The sequence below is a fragment of the Lentzea sp. NPDC004782 genome (genome assembly GCF_040609115.1).
Taxonomy (GTDB): Bacteria; Actinomycetota; Actinomycetes; order Mycobacteriales; family Pseudonocardiaceae; genus Lentzea.
In genome coordinates this window covers 75,615-94,469 of sequence record NZ_JBEXJN010000003.1, presented here as the reverse complement: position 1 = coordinate 94,469, position 18,855 = coordinate 75,615, and the positions used below count along the sequence as shown (strand labels likewise).

Sequence of the window (18,855 nt, the reverse complement as noted above, 5' to 3'; positions counted from 1 at the left end):
GAAATCCTAAGCGACGCGCAGAGCGTCCCAGCGACGACGCCGCAACTGCACCGGCACCGTCTCACCACGCTCCTCCGCCGCGAACACCGCCGCACGCGCGCGCCGCCACCACACGAGCATCCGCCAGCCACCGAACGCGAGCACGATCACGCAGAAGCTGAACGCGACCCGGAACGCGGACTGCGGGGCGAGCACGCCCTCGACGAGGTCGAGCAGCACGCCGACGCCCAGCGCGGTCACCGTGACGGCGAGGAAGCCGCCGACGTTGACCAGGCCGCTCGCGGTGGACTGGCGGTGCACCGGGTTGTAGTCGCGGGCCAGCGCGAACGCGACACCGGAGATCGGCCCGCCCACGGTCAGCACGACGAACACGGCCGCGATGACCGGCACCGGCACGTGACCGCCCGGCCACAGCAGCAGCACGGCCCAGCCGAGGAGCGCGAACGCGAGGAACCAGCCCGCGATCGGCATGCGCCACTCGGGGTTGCGGGAGAACAACGCGCCGACGATCGGACTCGCCACGATCGCGCCGATGACCAGCAACCCGAGCGTGGACGACGCCGCCTTCGCCGACATGCCCTGCGCCTGCACTAGGTACGGGAACCCCCACAGCAGGCCGATCACGGCCGGCGTCGACATGGTGCTGAAGTGCGCCCAGAAGCCGAGCCGGGTGCCGGGCACGCTCCAGGCCTGCCGCACCTTGGGCCAGATCTGCCGCACCGGCACGGGTTCCGGCTTCGGCGCGGTGAAACCGGACGGCACGTCGCTCACCCTCAGGAACGCCACGGCCGCGTACAGCGCGGTGACACCGCCCGCGATGAGGAACGCCCAGGTCCACCCGATCGAGCCGAGCATGAGCGTCAACGGCACGGTCGCGACGAGGTTGCCCACACCGCCCAACGCGGCGGTGATCGCGATCACGAGCGAGTACTGCCGTGGCGGGAAGTGCGCCGCGACGATGCGGATCACGCTGATGAACGTCATCGCGTCACCCATGCCCAGCACGGCCCGTGCGACGAGACCCAGGCCGTACGAGTCGGCGACGGCGAAGAGGAGCTGGCCGGTGCCCATGAGCAACGCGGCCGCGGTGAGGATTTTGCGGGGCCCGAACCGGTCCACGAGCAGACCGGTCGGGATCTGCATGAAGGCGTAGACACCGATCTGCAGCACGGTGAACACACCGAGCTGCGCGGGTCCGAGCCCGAACCGCGCACTCGCTGCCAGCCCGGCCACGCCGAGCGTGCTGCGGTGGAAGACGGCGGCGAAGTAGACGAAGACGGCGGTGGTCCAGATCAGCCACGAGGTTCGGGTGGCGCGATCGACCGACGGCAAGACGGCACTCTCCCAGGTCGGAGGCAGGCAGACATTAGTTACATCGCCTAAACAACCTTCTTGGTAACGATTTCATGCCGTGAGGTCCGACACAGGGCCTCACCGGGAAGCCCCCTCGACCGCCCATTCGCCGGAACGAGCCCTCCACACCACTGCCACCAGTCGCAGAACCATGAACGCCGACAACCCGCTCCAAATCCCGGTCAGTCCCCATCCGAACCGATAGGACGCCCACACGAGCGGCAGGAAGCCGACCACGGCCGCCCCCAGAGTCGCGGTCCGCATGAACCGGACGTCGCCGGCGCCCAGCAACACCCCGTCCAGGGCGAACACGACCCCGGCGACGGGCTGCAGCAGAACGAAGAACCACCAGGCGTGCGGAATCTCCGCCAGCACCCCGGCATCCGAGGTGAACGCGGACGGCAGCACCGAAGCCAGCGAGGCGAAGACCACGCCGAGCCCGATTCCGAAAACCAGCCCGTAACGGGTGATCTGCCAGGCCAGCCGCTCCGCCTGAACCCGCCGGGACGCCCCCAATGCCGCCCCAACGAGCGACTGTGCGGCAATCGCAAGAGAGTCGAGCACCAAAGCCAGGAACGTCCACAGCTGCAACACGACCTGATGCGCGCCCACTGCCGCGACGGACGTCCGTGCCGCCACGGAAGCGGCGCTCACAAAACAGGCCTGGAACGCCAAGCTCCGCAACACCAAGTCACGGCCCATGCCCAACTGCGCGCGCATGGCGGCCCAATGTGGCGTGAGCGGCACCCGTTCCGCGAACAGCGCCTTGATGAACAGCCCGGCCGCGAGCACCTGCGCGACGACGTTGGCCACCGCGGAACCCTCAAGCCCCCAGCCCGCACCGTAGACGAGCACCGGGCACAACACCGTGGAAATGCCGTTGCCGATCAGGATGTATTTCAGGGGTCGCCGTGTGTCCTGAACACCGCGCATCCACCCGTTGCCGGCCATCGTGACGAGAATGAACGGCGCACCGAACAGCGCAATGCGCACCCACTCCACCGCCGCGTCCGCCACGCCGCCGTTCCCCGCGAGCAGCTCCGCCAAAGGTCGTGCGAAGACCTGGCCCAGCACCACCACGAGCAGACCGGCCGCCAGCGCGAGCCACGTGGCCTGCACGCCCTCCGACACCGCGTCCGCGCGACGGCCCGCGCCGTGCAAGCGAGCCGTGCGTGCCGTCGTGCCGTACGACAGGAACGTCAGCTGCGTCGACACCTGCGTGAGCAGCACGCCGCCGAGCGCCAGGCCGGCCAGCGGCAACGCACCCAGATGACCGACCACGGCCGTGTCGACCAGCACGTACAACGGCTCGGCTGCCAGCACCCCCAGGGCCGGGACGGCCAGCCCGATCACCCGCCGCGCGGGAACCCGATCCTCCACCCGACGAACGTAAGACGTCGTGCGCGCCTATGGCCGCTATAGCGACCAGAACCACTCACGCGCGTTGAGGCAGGCCGAACACCCGCTCACGTGCCACAGCCAGCGCCGAGTGCAGTGCGCCCGCGCGCACCGGCTTCGCGGTGATCTGGGCGAGCTGCACGGGCGTGCGCGGCACCACGAGCTTCAGCAGCTCCGCCGACACGAGATCGCACAACGTCTCGCCGCCCGCGTGCGCCACGCTGCCGGACATCAGCACCAGCTCCGGGTCGAGCACGCACACGACGTTCGCGAGGCCGAGCGCGATCCGGTGTGCCAGGTCGGTGAGGAACGCGCGGCCTCCGGTGCCGGCGGTGAGGGCCTGGGCCACGGCTTCGAGGCCGGACGACGCCGCGATGCCGTGCGAGGCGGCCAGGGCGACAAGGGCCTCGTTGTCCACCTGGTCGCCGTAGCGGCCGCCGGGGATCTGCATCGAGTCGATCTCGCCGGCCCCACCGGTGACACCGCGCAGCAGCACGCCGTTGACGACCACCGCCGAACCGATCTCGTCGGCCGGCCAGAACAGGACGAAGTTGCGGACGCCCGCGGCCTTGCCGGAGCTCATCTCCTCCAGCGCGGCGAGGTTGATGTCGTTCTCGATCGACACCGAGGTGCCGAGCAGGTCGCGCAGGGTCGCGGGCAGGTCGACGTCGACCAGCCCCGGCAGGTGCGGCGCGAAGCCGAGGTGGCCGGTGGCCGGGTCGACCGCGCCGGGCGTGCCCACGACCACGTGGGACAGGCTGTCCAGCCGCAGACCGGCCAGGGCGGCGGCCTTCTGCGCGGTCTCGCGGAACACCTGGAGCGTGTTCTCCTTGGGCATCGGCGCGCTGTGCTCGGACAGCAGCGAGCCGGTGATGTCCGCGATCGCCACGTCGATCAGGTCCGCCGACAGCGCCACGGCCGCGACATGACCCACGCCGCCGTTGACCGCCCACATCTGGGCGCGCGGGCCCCGGCCGCCACCGCGCAGTCCCGTGCGGACGACCATGCCGTCCTCTTCCAGACGCGCCAGCAGTTGCGCCGTCGCGGGCTTGGAGAGGCCGATGACCTCCTCCAGTTCGGCGCGCGTCATCGCCCCGCTGCGCAGCAGGGTCTCGATGGCCGCCCGATCGTTGATCTCCCGCAGCAGTCGCGGGCTTCCTGTCCGTGTCATGACTCCACCCGTTCCAACGCGCCCTTGAGCGCGGCAACGACCTGGTCCGCGGCACCGTCGCGGGTGAACCCGGCCGCCAGCCGGTGCCCGCCCCCGCCGAGCGCCTGCGCCACCTCACGCACGTCGACCCGGCCGACGGCGCGCAGCGACACCGACCAGAACCCGGGCCTCAGCTCCTTCAGCACGGCGGCCACCTCGGCCTCGGAGGTGGAGCGCACCACGTCGATCACGCTCTCCACCTCCTCGCTGCGCACGTCGCGCGCATCGTCCAGGCCCACCACCGCGTGCACCAACCCCAGTCCGTGCGCGGCCTTCTGGTCCAGCTCCGCGCGGGCCAGCACGCGCGACAACATGCCGAGGTACGCGAACGGATGCGCGTCCATCAACGGGCGCGTGACGGCGTACGCGTCCACTCCGGTCTGCAGCAGCCGCGCGGCCGTCTCGTGCGCGGCGGGACCGGCCTTGCGGAAGCCCCCGGTGTCCGTCACGAGCCCGGCGTAGATGCACCGCGCGATCGGCTCGTCGATCTCGACCGACATCTCGTCGAGCAGCCGCAACGCGATGAGCGCCGTTGCCTCGGCGTGCTCGTCGATGCAGTGCAACGTCCCGTAGCGCGTGTTCGACACGTGGTGGTCGATGACGATGACCGGACCGGTGCAGTGCGCGACACGGTCCGCCAGCGGTCCCAGCCGCCCCAGACTGCCGGTGTCCATGACCACGAGCATCTCCGGCGCGAGCGGCACCTCGTCCCGGTGCACCAGCAGACCGGCGGTGTCCAACGCCTTCAGCGACTCCGGCACGACCTCGGGCTCACCGAACGCCACGCGCACCGCGACACCGCGCCGGTGCAGCGCGAGCCCCACCGCCAAGGCACTCCCGAGCGTGTCCGCGTCGGGGTTGATGTGACTCAGCAAGGTCACATCGCGGGCGCCGGCCAGCAACCGCGCGGCCTCGGCAATGGTGGTGCTCAGATCGTCTGCCACAGGGAGACGTTAGCCGTTCGGCATCCCCATTTGCTGCAGGGCACCCTCGGACAAGACGGTTTCCACCTGGCGAACGAGCAAGGGACCGTTCCAGCAAGAGCTGTGTGAACGGTCCCCGCTGCTCAGTCCTCGTCGTCGTCCTCACGAGGAGCCTTGTACGGATCGGCCTCGCCGGCCGGAGACGCCCCCGCCGCCAGCCGAGCCACCTCGGCGTCGGCGGCCTGAGCACGAGCCAGCAGCTCGTCCATCTTCCTGGCCGCGTCCGGCACGGTGTCGGTCATGAACGTCAGCGTGGGCGTGAACCGCACGCCGGTCTGCTGGCCCACCATCGAGCGCAGCACACCCTTGGCCTTTTCCAGAGCGGCAGCCGCCCCGGCGAAATCAGGCTCGGAATCCAAACGCTCGCCGAGAACCGTGTAGTAAACGGTCGCGTCGTGCAGGTCGCCGGTCACCTTGGTGTCGGTGATGGTGACCCGTGCCAGACGCGGATCCTTGACCTCGTGCTCCAGAGCCGAAGCAACGATCTGCGAGATCCGCTTGGCGAGCTTGCGGGCACGTGCCGTGTCGGCCACGAGCCTCCCCTTCCTAGTCGTCCTCCGGCCCGACGAGCCTTGTCCGAGCCGAAAGCAGTTCCAGTTCGGGACGTCCGGCGACCAGCCTTTCACAGCTGGCCAGCACGTCCCTGACGTGCTCCAGGTCGGCGGCGACCGCCGCCACCCCGATCAGACTGCGCCGATGCAGGTCCAGATGACCGGCCTCGGAGACAGCGACCTCGAAGCGCTTGCGCAGCTCGGCCACGACGGGCCGCACCACCGAGCGCTTCTCCTTCAACGAGTGGACGTCACCCAAGAGCACGTCCAGTTCCAGAGCCCCCACGTACATGGGCAAGATCCTCCAGAAGAAGGAGGGTTAACGCATCAGCATTACGAACGACACGGTCCGCGCCTTCCGCCGCATCAGCACACGAACCCCGTTCGGGCGCGCAGCGCCCGAACACGCGGGCTTCCGGGGGTCGCCCCCCAGAAGACACCACGATCCACACTTTTCGCCACATCAGCATACGAACCCCGTTCGGGCGCGCAGCGCCCGAACCTGCGGGGGTCTGGGGGTCGTCCCCCAGAAGACACGACGAGCGACGTGGTCCGCGCTTTCCGCGGACACACGTCCCCCGAGCGAGTACCGATCAGGCGCGCGGCTTCTCGCGCATCTCGTAGGTCTCGATGATGTCTTCCAGCTTCAGGTCGCTGTAGTTGCCGAGCGTGAGACCACACTCGAAACCTTCACGGACCTCGGTGGCGTCGTCCTTGAACCGCTTGAGCGAGCTGATCGGGAGGTTCTCCGCGATCACCTTGCCGTCACGGATGAGGCGCGCCTTGGCGTTGCGGCGGATCTCGCCCGACAGGACCATGCAACCCGCGATCGTGCCGACCTTGGAGGACTTGAAGACGTCCCGGATCTCGGCGCGGCCGAGCTGGACCTCCTCGTACTCCGGCTTGAGGAGACCCTTGAGGGCCGCCTCGATCTCGTCGATCGCCTGGTAGATGACCGTGTAGTAGCGGACGTCGACGCCCTCGCGGTTCGCGAGCTCGGTCGCCTTGCCCTCGGCCCGGACGTTGAAGCCCAGGACGATGGCGGAACCGGCCACGGCGAGGTTGATGTCGCCCTCGGTGATGCCACCGACACCGCGGTGGATCACGCGCAGCTCGACGTCGTCGCCGACCTCGATCTTCATGAGCGCGTCCTCGAGGGCCTCGACGGTACCCGAGTTGTCACCCTTGATGATCAAGGTGAGCTGGCTGGTTTCCTTGAGCGCCGCGTCCAGGTCCTCGAGGCTGACGCGCTTGCGCTTGGCGGCGTTCTGCGCGTTGCGAGTGCGGGCCTGGCGACGCTCGGCGATCTGCCGTGCGACGCGGTCCTCCTCGACCACCAGGAACGTGTCACCGGCGCGCGGCACCGACGTCAGACCGATGACCTGCACCGGACGCGACGGCAGAGCGTCGTGGACGTCCTCGCCGTGCTCGTCCACCATGCGGCGGACGCGGCCGTAGGCGTCGCCCGCGACGATCGAGTCGCCGACGCGGAGCGTGCCTCGCTGGACCAGCACCGTGGCGACCGGACCGCGACCGCGGTCGAGGTGCGCCTCGATCGCGACACCCTGGGCCTCCATGTCCGGGTTGGCCCGGAGGTCCAGCGACGCGTCGGCGGTCAACAGGATGGCCTCCAGGAGGCCGTCGATGTTGATGCCCTGCTTCGCGGAGATGTCGACGAACATCGTGTCGCCGCCGTACTCCTCGGCGACCAGGCCGTACTCGGTCAGCTGCTGGCGGATCTTGGAGGGGTTCGCACCCTCCTTGTCGATCTTGTTGACCGCGACCACGATCGGCGCCTCGGCGGCCTGCGCGTGGTTGATCGCCTCGACCGTCTGCGGCATCACGCCGTCGTCCGCGGCGACGACGATGACCGCGATGTCGGTCGAGTTCGCACCACGGGCACGCATGGCGGTGAACGCCTCGTGACCCGGGGTGTCGATGAAGGTGATCAGACGCGGGTTGCCTTCGAGCTCCGTGCGGACCTGGTAGGCACCGATGTGCTGGGTGATGCCACCGGCCTCGCCCTCGTGCACCTTCGCCTTGCGGATGGTGTCGAGGAGTCGGGTCTTACCGTGGTCGACGTGACCCATGACGGTCACGACCGGCGGGCGGACCTGCAGATCGTCCTCGCCACCGGCGTCCTCGCCGTAGGTGATGTCGAACGTCTCCAGCAGCTCGCGGTCCTCCTCCTCGGGGGACACGACCTGCACGACGTAGTTCATCTCGGAGCCGAGCAGCTCCAGGATCTCGTCGGACACCGACTGGGTCGCCGTGACCATCTCGCCCAGGTGGAACAGCACCTGCACGAGCGACGCCGGGTTGGCGTTGATCTTGTCGGCGAAGTCGGTCAGCGAGGCACCGCGCGGCAGGCGGATCGTCTCGCCGCTGCCCTTGGGCAGGCGGACGCCACCGACCGAAGGCGCCTGCATGTTGTCCATGTACTCCTGGCGCTTCTGCCGCTTGGACTTGCGTCCACGGCGCGCCGGACCACCCGGACGACCGAAGGCACCAGCGGTACCGCCGCGACCAGCGCCGCCGCCACCGCCACCGGGACGACCGCGGAAACCGCCGCCACCACCGGCCGGGGCGCCGCCACCGGCACCGCCACCACCGCCGGGACGGAAGCCACCGCCTCCGCCACCGCCGCCACCGGGACGGAAGCCGCCACCGCCGCCTCCGCCGCCACCGCCGCGGAAGCCACCGCCGCCGCCTCCGCCGCCACCGCCGCGGAAGCCGCCACCGCCGCCACCACCACCGGGACGACCGCCACCGCCACCGGGACGGCCACCGCCGCCACCAGGACCGGGACGGTTACCACCGGCGGGGCGACCCGGCATCATGCCGGGGTTCGGCCGCGGGGGCATGTTGCCCGGGTTCGGGCGAGGACCGCCCTGACCGGGCGCGGACGGACGCGGGCCGCCCTGCGGGGCAGCCGGGCGCGGACCACCCTGACCGGGCGCGCCGCTGGGACGCGGACCGGCCGGACGCGGGTCGCCGGGCTTCGGGCCGGACGGACGGTCGCCGCCGGACTCCGGACGCGGGCCGGGACGAGGTCCAGGACGCGGCGCGGGAGCGTTGCCGCCACCCACGCCGAACGGGTTGTTGCCCGGACGCGGGGCACGCGGGCCTGCGGGCTTGGGAGCCTGCGGGCGCGGAGGCACCACGGACGGGGTCGAGCCGGCGGACGCGGCCGGGGCCTGCGGCTGCGGTTGCTGCTGCGGGGCCGGACGCGGGCCGGGACGCGGGGCACCGGGCTTGGGGCCGGGAGCCGAGGGTGCGGCCTTGGGCGCGGCCGGTGCCGGTGCGGCGGCGGCCGGTGCCTGGGGCTGCTGGACGGGCGCGGGCGGAGCCGGGGCCTGCGCGGCAGGGGCTGCCGGAGCGGGCTTCGGCGCCGGCGGGCGCGGGGCGGCCGGCTTCGGGCCGGGAACGGCCTTCGGCGCGGCGGGCTTGTTGTCGGTCGCGGCCGGCTTCGGCTCCGCCGGTGCGGCGGGCGCGGCGGCGGCAGCGGGTGCCGGAGCCTTCGGCTTCGGAGCGGACGGCTTGGGGGCCGACGGCTTCGACTTGGCTTCGTAGGCGTCACGGAGCCGCCGGGCCACGGGGGCCTCGACGGTGGACGACGCGGACTTCACGTATTCGCCTTGTTCGGCGAGCTTGTTCAGAACTTCCTTGCTCGTGACTCCGAGCTCTTTCGCGAGCTCGTGCACGCGGGCCTTGCCTGCCACTGCTCTCCTTGGTCGTGAGGCCGGCGGGCAAGTCCCATCGACCTCGTCTTAACGTCGCGCGTTCATGTCTTCAGCTTCACGGCTGACTCATGACGGGTCGACCTGCTTCCTTGTTTCCTGCGGACCGAGAGGCTGTCCCTCGATCGTTTTCCCGTGCTGCTCCAAGTGCTCGCGCAACAACGCGACGTCGAGTGCTCCCTGGACCCGGAGGGCCCGTGAGAACGCTCGTCGCCGCTCGGCGTTGCGCAGACATTCGAGATCGAAATGCAACCAAGCACCCCGACCAGGAAGCCGCCTGCGGACGTCCGGAACCACCGAACCGTCCACCGCGACCACACGCAGCAGCTCAGAGGGCAACGTTCGGGTGCGGCATCCGATGCACGTGCGAACAGGGCCGATGTGCTGGGTCACCGAACCCGACGTTGAACCGTTGATAAGTCTATCCCCTGGAGCTCATTCGGCCGAACTGGATGTGACTGCTCCGGCAGCCGGGGACTCCGCGTCGCTGCGGATGTCGATGCGCCAGCCGGTCAGGCGGGCGGCCAGGCGGGCGTTCTGCCCCTCCTTGCCGATCGCCAGCGACAGCTGGAAGTCCGGCACCACCACGCGCGCCGTCTTGGCGCGCTCGTCGAGCACCCGTACGGACACAACCTTCGCAGGTGACAATGCATTCCCGACGAAAGTGGCCGGGTCGTCCGAGTGGTCGATGATGTCGATCTTCTCACCGCCGAGCTCGTGCATCACGTTGCGCACGCGGGCACCCATCGGGCCGATGCAGGCACCCTTGGCGTTCACTCCGGCAACCGTTGATTTCACCGCGATCTTCGAACGGTGACCTGCCTCACGTGCCACCGCGGGGATCTCCACGGTGCCGTCCGCGATCTCCGGAACCTCGAGGGCGAACAGCCGCCGGACGAGGTTCGGGTGCGTGCGAGAGAGAGCGATCTGCGGTCCGCGCGCACCGCGGGACACGCTCACGACGTAGCACTTGATGCGCTCGCCGTGGTTGTACTGCTCGCCCGGCACCTGCTCGGCCGGCGGCAGCACGCCCTCGGTGTCGCCCACCTGGACGACGACCATGCCGCGGGCGTTCGCGCGGGCGTCGCGCTGCACGACCCCGGCGATGATCTCGCCCTCCTTGGCGGCGAACTCGCCGAACGTGCGCTCGTGCTCGGCGTCGCGCAGGCGCTGCAGGATGACCTGGCGCGCGGTGGTGGCGGCGATGCGGCCGAAGCCCTCGGGAGTGTCGTCCCACTCCTCCTGCACCGCGCCGTCCGGCCCCAGCTCCTGCGCGAGCACGCGCACGACGCCGGTCTTGCGGTCGATCTCCACCCGCGAGTGCGAGTGATGCCCTTCGGTGTGCTTGTAGGCGGTCAGCAGTGCTGACTCGATCGCCTCCAGGACCGTCTCGAAGGGGATGTCCTTTTCACGTTCGATCGCCCTCAGGGCGGCGATGTCGACGTTCACCTCGGCTCCTCCTTCGGTGCTTTCCGAGTGAGCCGAGCCAGTTCCTCGACCGGCGGCTGCTTGAACTCGATCTCCATGACCGCGCGTTCGATGTGGCGGTACTCCACGCGCCGCAGCTCGCCCTGGTGCAGCAGCTCGACACCGGTCTCGTCGCACTCCCCGACCCGGCCGAACCACTCGACCTGCTCGGGCTGCTTGACCTTCACGAGACGCAGGTGCGCGCGCTTCCAGTGGCGCGGGCGGGTGAGCGGGCGGTCGACACCCGGCGAGGTGACCTCGAGGGTGTACGGCCCGTTGATCAGGTGGTCGTGCGCGTCGAGCGCGGCGGAGACCACCCGGCTCGCCTCGGCGACCTCGTCGAGCCCGATGCCGTCCTCGCCGTCCACCACGACCTTGACCAGACGGCGGCGCCCAGCCTGATTCACGTCGAGTGCGTCGAGGTCGAAGCCGATCGCTTCGAGTGCTTCTCGCACAACGGGTGCTAGCTGCGCGGCAAGCTCTCCGCGCGGCGGGCTGGACACGTGGTGTCTCCTTGTCGTTCGAACGCATGAAAACCCCGGCCGACGGTGTTTCGGCGGCCGTGGACGCCCAGACTATCTCCTTTGCCCGGCTCCCACCGCGCCGCAGGGCTGCTGGCAAGATGGGTTCGCGTGATCTCCGAATCGGTCAGCCGCCGCCGCGTGCTGCTCGCGGTGGCCGCGGCACCGCTCGCCGTTGCGTGCACCACAGAACCTCCCCCGCCCCCGCCGCCGGACCCGTTGTCGGCGCTCGCGTCCCAGGCGCGGGCGGACGCCGCGCTGGCCCAGACGCTGACGGGCGTGGCGGCGGCCGCGGAGATCGCCAAGGCCCGCGACGCGCACGCCCGGCTGCTGCAGGCCGAGGTCGACCGCGAACGCCCGCCGCTGTCCTCGACGGCGCCGCCCGCGCCCACCGCGCCGCCCACGCCGCCGGACCCGCTGGCGGCACTGCGGACCGCTCTCGACTCCGCCGTGCGCGACGCGTCGGCGATCGTGCCCAAGCTGCCCACCTACCGCGCCGGCCTCGTCGGTTCGGTGGCCGCGGGCTGCGCTTCGCTGCGGGAGGTGCTCTCGTGAGCGACGTGGACGCCGTGCAGACCGCGCTCGGCACCGAGCACGCGGCGTTGTGGACCTACGAGCTGGTGTCGGCCTTCCTGGGCAACCAGGCCGCCGCCGTCGCGGAGGGCGCCAACGCGCACCGGGCGCGCCGGGACGCGACCGAGCGGTGGCTGCGGGACCGTCAGGCGACGCCGAACCCGCCCGCCGCCGCCTACCTCCCACCGGCTCCGGTCTCCGACGGCCCGTCCGCGCTCACCGCGCTCGTCGCCGTCGAGCAGGACACCTGTGCCGCGTGGCGCGGGGTGCTGGAGCGCACCGACGACGCGGCGCTGCGGACCTCGGCCCTGGAGGCCCTGACCACGGCCGCCGTGCGCGCGACGAGGTGGCGCAAGGCCGCCGGAACCACCCCGGCGTCGATCACGATGCCAGGCGTCGCCTCGGGCTGACGGCCACCCTTCCGCATCCCGAAAGCAACGCGGGGGCCCCGCGTTACCCCGGAGGGCACGCGGGGACCCCGCGTTTCCGTAGAGGGCACGCGGGGAGAGCGAAAGGTCCCCGCGTGCGCTAGCCGCCGAACGAGGACGCGAGCCGGATCGCGTCGGCGGAGACCTTCTTCATCTCCTTGTTGTGCGCCAGCGCGTCGGCGCTCTTGACCGGTGAGTCGGACTCGACGATCACGACCTGCTGGTCGCGCTGCTCGGACGCGTACCCGCCGTTGGCCAGCGTGGTCAGCGGCGGCACGCTGATGGCCTTGTCCAGGACGAGGTCCTTGACGTTGCCGGTGCCGTCCTTCTGGGTCAGCTCGCGCAACGCCTTGGCCTCCTCCGCCGTCCGCATCTTCACGACGGACACCGACGAGTACACGGTCCGGCCGTCGGGCAGCTTGGCCGTGTAGAAGGCTCTGGTGAGCTGCAGGCACGGGGTCGTCTTGAAGAACGTCGACGTCTGCCCGGAGGCGTGGGCCGCGCAGTCGCTGTCCTTCACCGGTTCCGGCAGCTGCGGCACGGTGGTGAACTCGAACTCGCCCGCGGTCTTCTGCGGTTGCGCGACCGGCTGGTCTACCGGATCCGACGGCTGCAACACCCACCACACGAATCCCGAGACCACCGCGACGCCGACGAGTGCCAGCGCCTTGCCCACCCAGGTCGACCGGCGCGAGGGCGGAGGCGGCTGGTGAGGCAGCTGGCCCTGGCGGTTGTCCATGATCGACTGGAGCTTCATCAGCTCGTCGGCCGGGTAGAGCGGCGCGGTGTCGGTCGGCCTCGGTGGGAAGCGAGGCAGGTTCTGGGTCACCTCTTCAGGTGACTGGCGTGGTTCCGACACAAGGACCCACGGTAACGGACGGCGCTCAGGTGAGCGCCTTGAGCACCCGATCGATGTCCTCGACCGTGTTGTAGAGGTGACCCGAAAACCGGGTTCTACCTGCGCGAACCGACGAGACGACACCGGGGACCGGTGGCACGTCCACCGAGACGATCGCGGAACCGTTGGGCGGGAGACCGAGCCCGGCCAGAAGGCGATCCGTCAGGTTCACGTTGTGCGCGCGCACGGCCTCGAGGTCCAGTGTGGCGACCCACGGCAGCGCCACCGCCGCACCGACGTGTGCGAACCACGTCGGCGAGAGGTCGAACCGCCGTGCCTCCGAATGGAGCACTAGCTCCGTGCCGTAGTTCTCCCCCGTGCTGTACCAGTTCGCCGCCAACGGCGAGAGGAAGTCCATCCGGTCCGGCCGCACCGCCATCCAGGCCGCACCGCGCGGTGCCATCAGCCACTTGTACGCGGCACCGACGACGAAGTCGGCCCACGACAGCGACAGCGGCAGCCACCCCGCGGCCTGCGACACGTCCATCAGCACCGGTTTGCCCGACGCCCGCAAGGCTTCGAGGTCCGCGATCGCACCGTCCGCGGACTGCACCACGCTCACCGCGACGAGATCGCATTCGTCCACTGTGGACACCATCCGGTGCCCGGCCGCGACGAACGGCAGCGAGACGCTCGTGAACTCGCCCTCGGGCACGCAGATCCTCGACCCGGCCGGCAACGCCTGGGCGACCAGCGACACGAACTGCGAGACCGTCGCACCGCATGCGACCGACGACGCCGTCACTCCGACGATCCGGCCCCATGCCGCCCGTGAGGTCTCGACGACCTCGTTGAAGCTCGACGACGTGTCCTGCCCGCGCCGCCACCGTTCGTGGGCCGCCGCGACCGCGTCCGCGACGTGCCGCGGTGGTACGCCGATGGACGCCGTGTTCAGGTAGCCCGGCTCGACGTCGAAGACCGCCCCGAAGGCCTCACGCATGCGCGAGCTGCTTGCCGCGTTTGCGCCGCGCGTAGACCTGCTTGCGCACCCGGGCGATCACGTTCCCGTCCTGCCCGACGACGTCCGTGTCGAACCAGATCAACGCCTTCTCCCCCGAACGCGTCTGCTCCAGCACCTGCTCGACGTGGGAGTCGGTCAGCCGGAACTCCGCGTGCACCGTGCCGCGGCCGGGTGCGACGAACTCGATCTCGCCCGCCTGGTCCCACACCACGTGCTCACCGCCGAGCTGGTGGAACAGCAGCAGGACCCAGAACGGGTCGGTCATCGCGAACAGCGAGCCGCCGAAGTGGGTGCCGAAGAAGTTGCGGTTCCACGGGCGCAGGCGCATGCGCACTCGCGCGTACCGGTAGTCCGGCGACATCTCTTCCACGCGGATCCCGGCGAACAGGAACGGCGGCCACAGGTTCATCCCGAAGCGCAGGCGGCTGGCCTTCATAAAAAACAGTGTTACACAACGTTCGCCAGACCGTCCGCAACTTCCTCCGGCGACGGCATGTGACGTATCTCCTCAGCCAGCTGGCCTGCGGCTTCGCCGCACGCTCCGTCCACTAGCAACAGTCGTGCGCTCTCCGCGATCGCCTCGGCACTCACCGCGTCCGGACGCACGCCCGCCCCGGCCGCGACGAGCGCCTCCGCGTTGCCGAACTGGTCCGCTCCCTGCGGAAGCACGACCTGCGGGACACCCGACGCCAGCGCGGCGAGCATCGTGCCGCTGCCACCGTGGTGCACGACGACGTCCGCCTGCTTGATCACCTCGGCCTGCGGCAGCCACCTGCCGGGCGTGGCGACCACCACCTGGGCGTCGAGCCGTTGCAGCCCGGCGACGGCGGTCGCGAGCAGGTCCTCGTTGCCGAACACGGTGCCGAACGTGACGTAGATCAGCTTCTCGTGCGTGCGCGGCGGCACCTCGCCCGGCGTCGCGTGCGGCACCGGCCGGAGCAGGATCCGCTCGGCCGTGAAGTCCTTGCTCTGCAACGAAGGCGGGCAGATGTCGAGGTGCCTGCCACCCTCCGGCCGGGCGAGCCCGATGCCTTCGTCGAACATCCGCCCGAACCCGTGCCACAGCACCGGAAACGCGCGGCGGCGGGCCTCGGAGAACACCTCCGGCACGGACCACCCGCTGATCACCAGGTCGGGCAGGACGCGTTCCAGCTCGGGCGCGATGTCCTCCGCGTAGATGTCACCGAACACCAGACCCGGCCGGAACGGCCGCAGGCCCAGTCTGGTCAGCTCGGGGTGCATCTCGTCGCCGACCGCGAAGTGGACCTCGTGCCCGGCATCGCGCAGTGCGAGCGCCAACGGGATCAACGGATAGGTGTGCCCAACGGTCGCCATGCTGGCGAAAAGCACGCGCATGCCATGACGATACTGAGGCCTCATGGGAACCAACCGCGAGAAGATGATCAAGGGTGAGCCCTACCTGTCGATGGACCCGGAGCTGGACGCGGACCGGCGGCGCGCCTGGCGGGAGATGGCTCGGTTCAACGCGCACGACCCGGAAGACCTCGACGGCCAGTACGCCATCCTCAAAGGATTTCTCGCGGAGATCGGCACGAACACGACGCTGCTGCCGCGCCTGCAGATCGAGTACGGCTACAACACGCGCATCGGCTCGAACAGCTTCATGAACTACGACGGCATCATCCTCGACTGCGGTCCGGTGACCATCGGCGACAACGTGATGATGGGGCCGCGCGTGCAGCTGCTGACGGCGTTGCACCCGATCGAGGACCACGAGGCGCGGATCGCCGGCTGGGAGACCACCGCACCGATCGTCATCGGCGACGAGGTGTGGTTCGGCGGCGGCGTCATCGTGTGCCCCGGCGTGACCATCGGCAACAACACGGTGGTCGGCGCGGGCAGCGTCGTGACGCGCGATTTGCCTGATCACGTGCTCGCGGTCGGCAACCCGGCACGGGTCGTTCGTAAGATCTGAGGTCATGCGCAGCGAGGAGATCCAGGTCCGCACCGGTTCCGATGAGGTCGTGCGGGACCTCACGCGCGAGTGCGAGCGGTTCCTCCACAGCGAGAACGGCGACGGCCTGCTGCACGTGTGGGTGCCGCACGCGACCGCCGGTGTCGCCATCATCGAGACGGGCGCGGGCAGCGACGACGACCTGCTGACCGCGTTGGAGCGCATCCTGCCCCGCGACGTGAAGTGGCGGCACCGGCACGGCACCCCCGGTCACGGTCGTGACCACGTGATGCCCGCGCTGGTGCCGCCGTACGCGACGATTCCGGTGTTAGGCGGTGTGCTGGCGCTCGGGACGTGGCAGTCCGTCTGCCTCGTGGACACCAACGTCGACAACCCCGTCCGCACGGTCCGGCTGAGCTTCCTTGCCGGCTAGCAGCAGCACGAGCCCCGCGAGCGCGATCCCGCCGAACACCCACCACTCGGCGCCGATGGATCCGCCGTACATGAGGCTGCGCAGGCCTTCCGCCGAGAACCGGAACGGCGTCCACGACCACAGCACCGCCTTGTACGCGGGGTTGAGGAGCTCCGGCACCTGACCGGCCACCGCGGGCGCCATCAGGTAGAGGATGCCGAGGACGCCCATCGCGCGGATGCCGAGTTGCTTGAACAACCCGGCCTGCAGCAACGCGAACGACACGGCGACCGCGAGCAGGAAGCTCAGCGTCTTCGCGCTGACCGTGACGCCCCACCAGGCCAGCAACCCGGTCACGGAACCGACGACCAGCACGGCCGTGGTGACCGCCGACAGCAGCCGCAGCCGACGGCCCTTCAGCACCACGAACAGCAGTCCGGAGATCATCCCGCCGACCCACAGCAGCGCGGACGCGGCGAGCGGCGCCGTGCGTTCGGCCGCGGAGACGACCTGGCCCTCGACCCCGACGGGCAGCCCGGCACCCTGCGCCACGCCGGTCAGCACCTGCTGCGCGACCTGGGTGCCCGACGGGTTGACCGCCGGGTTGAGCCGGATCGTCGCCTTGCCGGGTGAGATCTCCAGGACCCCGTAGACCTCCTTGTCCGCCAACAGGGTCCGGGCTTCGTCGGCTCCGACCACCTTGAGGTCGACCTCGGGCGAGTCGGCGGCTTTCACCCGTTCGGCGATCGGGGGCGGTGCCACCACGGCGAGCGGGACGTCGTGCGGGTGCACGGTGGCCTGCACGCCGAAAGTCAGCAGTCCCAGCAGAAACGCCACCACCGCACCTGCGACGGCGGCGACCAGCGCGGTGCGCATCACGAGCCTCCAAGTTCATCAAACGTTGAATTTAGCGGGCACGCTACGCTTCGCTCCGCATTGAAGTCAACGCTTGATGAATTAACTCCTGTCAGACCCACCAGGTACCGTTCACCGCGTGACTTACCCAGGTGGCGGCGGACAGGGCGGCTGGAACGACCAGCAGCAGGGCTGGGGCCAGCAGCAGGGTGACTACTCGAGCGGTGGCTACCAGGTCGGCGGCTATCCGCAGACGGGCGGTTTCCCCCAGCAGGGGTACGGCCAGTACGGCGGTCTCGGCGTCTACGGCGGGTTCGACAGCGAGCCGCCGAAGAGGAGGAAGACGCTCTGGCTGGTCATCAGCACCGTCGTGCTGGTGCTGCTCGTCGGCGGCGGCGTCACCTGGTTCGTGCTGTCACGCAACACGAACGACCAGAACGCCCAGCCCACCCCGTCCACGCCGACCAGCACCTCCGCGCAACCCACCACCGGCGCGTGCAAGAACGAAGGCGTGCAGTGCGTCCAGACGTCCCTCGGGTACAACTACGAGGTCCCGAAGAACTGGGACCTCGTGCCCGAGGCGAAGATCCCGATCGAGAAGTACCCCGGCATCGCACTGACCGGCGTCAGCACGTACGGCGACTACGAGTGCGAGGGCAAGTCGTTCACCAAGGGCACCAACGGCGGCACGTTGCTGCCCAAGGGCGACATGAACCAGACCGCCTCCGACTTCGCCAAGGCCGTGGGCACCCAGTTCTACTCGTCGGGCGGCGAACCGCAGGTGACGCTGGCGCAGCCCAAGCCGGTGAAGATCCAGCACACCCAGAAGGACGGCCAGAAGGTCGTCGTCGAGGGCGTGCAGGTCGACGCCACGGTCACCCAGTCGGCCAGCAAGTGCCTGGCGAGCAAGGGCGTCGTCAAGGTCCTCGTGCTCAACGGCAGCAGCAAGCTGCACGTGCTGGTCGTGAACGGCGATCTGGAGGGCGGCGGAGGCGGCACGGACAAGCCGCTGCCGAAGGAGTCCGACCTGCAGAAGATGATCGACTCGCTGGTGCCGACCACGTAGTGCTGCGGGCCGGCTCCGCGAGGCTCGGCACCGGCTTCTCCGGGCACAATCGCCGACGTGAACGAGAGCACCTGGTCGGCTGTCGAGTCCGTCCGCAGCTACGTCGTGGCCCTTCACGAGGTCAGGAGTCGGCTGTTCGCTGATCTCCCTGGTATGACCGGCGTGCAGGACATCATGTTCGCGGTGCGCTCGCAACGGACGATGGCCCGCGAGGGCCGGACGGCCAGCGGCATCGAGTACTCGGTTCACGGCGCGGGATGCCGTATGACCGACCAGTACGGCCGTGAGGTGGACGTCGACCTGGTTCCCGACCCTGACAGGGCCGTCGAGGTGGAAGCCTTCGACGTCTGGCGAATCAAGTCCTTCCTCTCCGGCAACGGACATCACCCCCTGACGGACGAGGAGCTCAACGCCGCGTGCGAGCAGCTCGCTGCCTGCGGCGAGCTGCGGGTGGTCGAACCCGGTCGATGGTTCGCGCTGCCGCCGGCCAACTGACGGTTCCGGCATTTCAAATCACTCTGTGC

The 18,855-nt window shown here is 70.0% G+C and carries 21 protein-coding genes; 6 read left to right on the top strand and 15 right to left on the bottom strand.

Annotated elements, in window-relative coordinates; all coding sequences use genetic code 11:
- Positions 1-6 precede the first annotated feature (6 nt).
- The 10 genes from ABZV40_RS03715 to rimP all read right to left on the bottom strand — a co-directional run bounded on the left by ABZV40_RS03715 (position 7) and on the right by rimP (position 11,205).
- Positions 7-1,332, bottom strand: coding sequence for an MFS transporter (locus ABZV40_RS03715; protein ID WP_355435215.1), 1,326 nt, complete (start codon positions 1,330-1,332; stop codon positions 7-9).
- Between the two features lie 99 nt (positions 1,333-1,431).
- Positions 1,432-2,733: an MATE family efflux transporter gene (locus ABZV40_RS03710; protein ID WP_355435212.1), complete on the bottom strand. Its 1,302-nt coding sequence runs from the start codon at positions 2,731-2,733 to the stop codon at positions 1,432-1,434.
- 55 nt (positions 2,734-2,788) lie between these two features.
- Positions 2,789-3,922, bottom strand: coding sequence for an ROK family transcriptional regulator (locus tag ABZV40_RS03705; protein ID WP_355435210.1), 1,134 nt, complete (start codon positions 3,920-3,922; stop codon positions 2,789-2,791).
- On the bottom strand, positions 3,919-4,905 hold the full coding sequence (locus ABZV40_RS03700; protein WP_355435207.1) for a bifunctional oligoribonuclease/PAP phosphatase NrnA: 987 nt from the start codon (positions 4,903-4,905) through the stop codon (positions 3,919-3,921). The genes ABZV40_RS03705 and ABZV40_RS03700 overlap by 4 nt, the downstream gene beginning before the upstream one ends.
- A gap of 122 nt (positions 4,906-5,027) precedes the next feature.
- Positions 5,028-5,477 carry a 30S ribosome-binding factor RbfA gene (gene rbfA, locus ABZV40_RS03695; RefSeq protein WP_355435204.1) on the bottom strand — a complete coding sequence of 150 codons (450 nt, stop codon included), beginning with the start codon at positions 5,475-5,477 and terminating at the stop codon, positions 5,028-5,030.
- 13 nt (positions 5,478-5,490) lie between these two features.
- Positions 5,491-5,787 (bottom strand): DUF503 domain-containing protein, encoded by a 297-nt coding sequence (locus ABZV40_RS03690; RefSeq protein WP_167975948.1) that lies wholly within the window; start codon positions 5,785-5,787, stop codon positions 5,491-5,493.
- Positions 5,788-6,088: 301 nt separating this feature from the next.
- Positions 6,089-9,217 carry a translation initiation factor IF-2 gene (gene infB / locus ABZV40_RS03685; protein ID WP_355435201.1) on the bottom strand — a complete coding sequence of 1,043 codons (3,129 nt, stop codon included), beginning with the start codon at positions 9,215-9,217 and terminating at the stop codon, positions 6,089-6,091.
- 87 nt (positions 9,218-9,304) lie between these two features.
- Positions 9,305-9,628 (bottom strand): YlxR family protein, encoded by a 324-nt coding sequence (locus ABZV40_RS03680; protein ID WP_355435198.1) that lies wholly within the window; start codon positions 9,626-9,628, stop codon positions 9,305-9,307.
- Between the two features lie 42 nt (positions 9,629-9,670).
- On the bottom strand, positions 9,671-10,684 hold the full coding sequence (gene nusA / locus ABZV40_RS03675; protein WP_355435195.1) for a transcription termination factor NusA: 1,014 nt from the start codon (positions 10,682-10,684) through the stop codon (positions 9,671-9,673).
- Complete coding sequence (rimP, locus tag ABZV40_RS03670) at positions 10,681-11,205, bottom strand: ribosome maturation factor RimP (protein WP_355435192.1); 525 nt, start codon at positions 11,203-11,205, stop codon at positions 10,681-10,683. The genes nusA and rimP overlap by 4 nt, the downstream gene beginning before the upstream one ends.
- A gap of 129 nt (positions 11,206-11,334) precedes the next feature.
- Between rimP and ABZV40_RS03665 the strand changes: the two genes are divergently transcribed.
- Entirely contained in the window at positions 11,335-11,778 is a 444-nt protein-coding gene (locus tag ABZV40_RS03665) for a hypothetical protein (RefSeq protein WP_355435189.1), read from the top strand.
- On the top strand, positions 11,775-12,206 hold the full coding sequence (locus tag ABZV40_RS03660; RefSeq protein WP_355435186.1) for a ferritin-like domain-containing protein: 432 nt from the start codon (positions 11,775-11,777) through the stop codon (positions 12,204-12,206). Before ABZV40_RS03665 ends, ABZV40_RS03660 begins: the two co-directional genes overlap by 4 nt.
- A 118-nt stretch (positions 12,207-12,324) precedes the next feature.
- On the opposite strand, the gene ABZV40_RS03655 is transcribed toward ABZV40_RS03660, so the two are convergent.
- Genes ABZV40_RS03655 through ABZV40_RS03640 form a run of 4 tightly spaced genes read right to left on the bottom strand, consistent with a single transcriptional unit; the run spans position 12,325 to position 15,439 of the window.
- Positions 12,325-13,053 (bottom strand): hypothetical protein, encoded by a 729-nt coding sequence (locus ABZV40_RS03655; protein WP_355435183.1) that lies wholly within the window; start codon positions 13,051-13,053, stop codon positions 12,325-12,327.
- Between the two features lie 55 nt (positions 13,054-13,108).
- Complete coding sequence (locus ABZV40_RS03650) at positions 13,109-14,062, bottom strand: aminotransferase class V-fold PLP-dependent enzyme (protein ID WP_355435181.1); 954 nt, start codon at positions 14,060-14,062, stop codon at positions 13,109-13,111.
- Complete coding sequence (locus ABZV40_RS03645) at positions 14,055-14,519, bottom strand: DUF4442 domain-containing protein (RefSeq protein ID WP_355435178.1); 465 nt, start codon at positions 14,517-14,519, stop codon at positions 14,055-14,057. The genes ABZV40_RS03650 and ABZV40_RS03645 overlap by 8 nt, the downstream gene beginning before the upstream one ends.
- 11 nt (positions 14,520-14,530) lie before the next feature.
- On the bottom strand, positions 14,531-15,439 hold the full coding sequence (locus ABZV40_RS03640) for a nucleotide disphospho-sugar-binding domain-containing protein (RefSeq protein WP_355435176.1): 909 nt from the start codon (positions 15,437-15,439) through the stop codon (positions 14,531-14,533).
- A 22-nt stretch (positions 15,440-15,461) separates the two neighbouring features.
- Here ABZV40_RS03640 and ABZV40_RS03635 point away from each other — a divergent pair, with 22 nt between their 5' ends.
- Positions 15,462-16,019: a sugar O-acetyltransferase gene (locus ABZV40_RS03635; protein WP_355435173.1), complete on the top strand. Its 558-nt coding sequence runs from the start codon at positions 15,462-15,464 to the stop codon at positions 16,017-16,019.
- Between the two features lie 4 nt (positions 16,020-16,023).
- Positions 16,024-16,431, top strand: a complete 408-nt coding sequence (locus tag ABZV40_RS03630) for a YjbQ family protein (protein WP_355435170.1) — start codon at positions 16,024-16,026, stop codon at positions 16,429-16,431.
- Here ABZV40_RS03630 and ABZV40_RS03625 read toward each other — a convergent pair.
- Positions 16,327-17,286, bottom strand: a complete 960-nt coding sequence (locus ABZV40_RS03625) for an ABC transporter permease (protein WP_355435167.1) — start codon at positions 17,284-17,286, stop codon at positions 16,327-16,329. The two genes, ABZV40_RS03630 and ABZV40_RS03625, sit on opposite strands and share 105 nt — an antisense overlap.
- A 118-nt stretch (positions 17,287-17,404) precedes the next feature.
- On the opposite strand from ABZV40_RS03625, the gene ABZV40_RS03620 reads away from it, so the two are divergent.
- Both ABZV40_RS03620 and ABZV40_RS03615 read left to right on the top strand, forming a co-directional pair.
- Positions 17,405-18,331: a hypothetical protein gene (locus tag ABZV40_RS03620; protein WP_355435163.1), complete on the top strand. Its 927-nt coding sequence runs from the start codon at positions 17,405-17,407 to the stop codon at positions 18,329-18,331.
- A 57-nt stretch (positions 18,332-18,388) separates the two neighbouring features.
- Positions 18,389-18,826, top strand: a complete 438-nt coding sequence (locus tag ABZV40_RS03615) for a hypothetical protein (protein WP_355435160.1) — start codon at positions 18,389-18,391, stop codon at positions 18,824-18,826.
- Positions 18,827-18,855 lie beyond the last annotated feature (29 nt).

Bases quoted from the DNA above. Each gene is read 5' to 3' on its own strand.
- ABZV40_RS03705 (WP_355435210.1), bottom strand. From the start codon at position 3,922: ATGACACGGACAGGAAGCCCGCGACTGCTGCGGGAGATCAACGATCGG.
- ABZV40_RS03625 (WP_355435167.1), bottom strand. From the start codon at position 17,286: ATGCGCACCGCGCTGGTCGCCGCCGTCGCAGGTGCGGTGGTGGCGTTT.
- ABZV40_RS03650 (WP_355435181.1), bottom strand. From the start codon at position 14,062: ATGCGTGAGGCCTTCGGGGCGGTCTTCGACGTCGAGCCGGGCTACCTG.
- ABZV40_RS03690 (WP_167975948.1), bottom strand. From the start codon at position 5,787: ATGTACGTGGGGGCTCTGGAACTGGACGTGCTCTTGGGTGACGTCCAC.
- ABZV40_RS03640 (WP_355435176.1), bottom strand. From the start codon at position 15,439: ATGCGCGTGCTTTTCGCCAGCATGGCGACCGTTGGGCACACCTATCCG.
- ABZV40_RS03630 (WP_355435170.1), top strand. From the start codon at position 16,024: ATGCGCAGCGAGGAGATCCAGGTCCGCACCGGTTCCGATGAGGTCGTG.
- ABZV40_RS03645 (WP_355435178.1), bottom strand. From the start codon at position 14,519: ATGAAGGCCAGCCGCCTGCGCTTCGGGATGAACCTGTGGCCGCCGTTC.
- ABZV40_RS03635 (WP_355435173.1), top strand. From the start codon at position 15,462: ATGGGAACCAACCGCGAGAAGATGATCAAGGGTGAGCCCTACCTGTCG.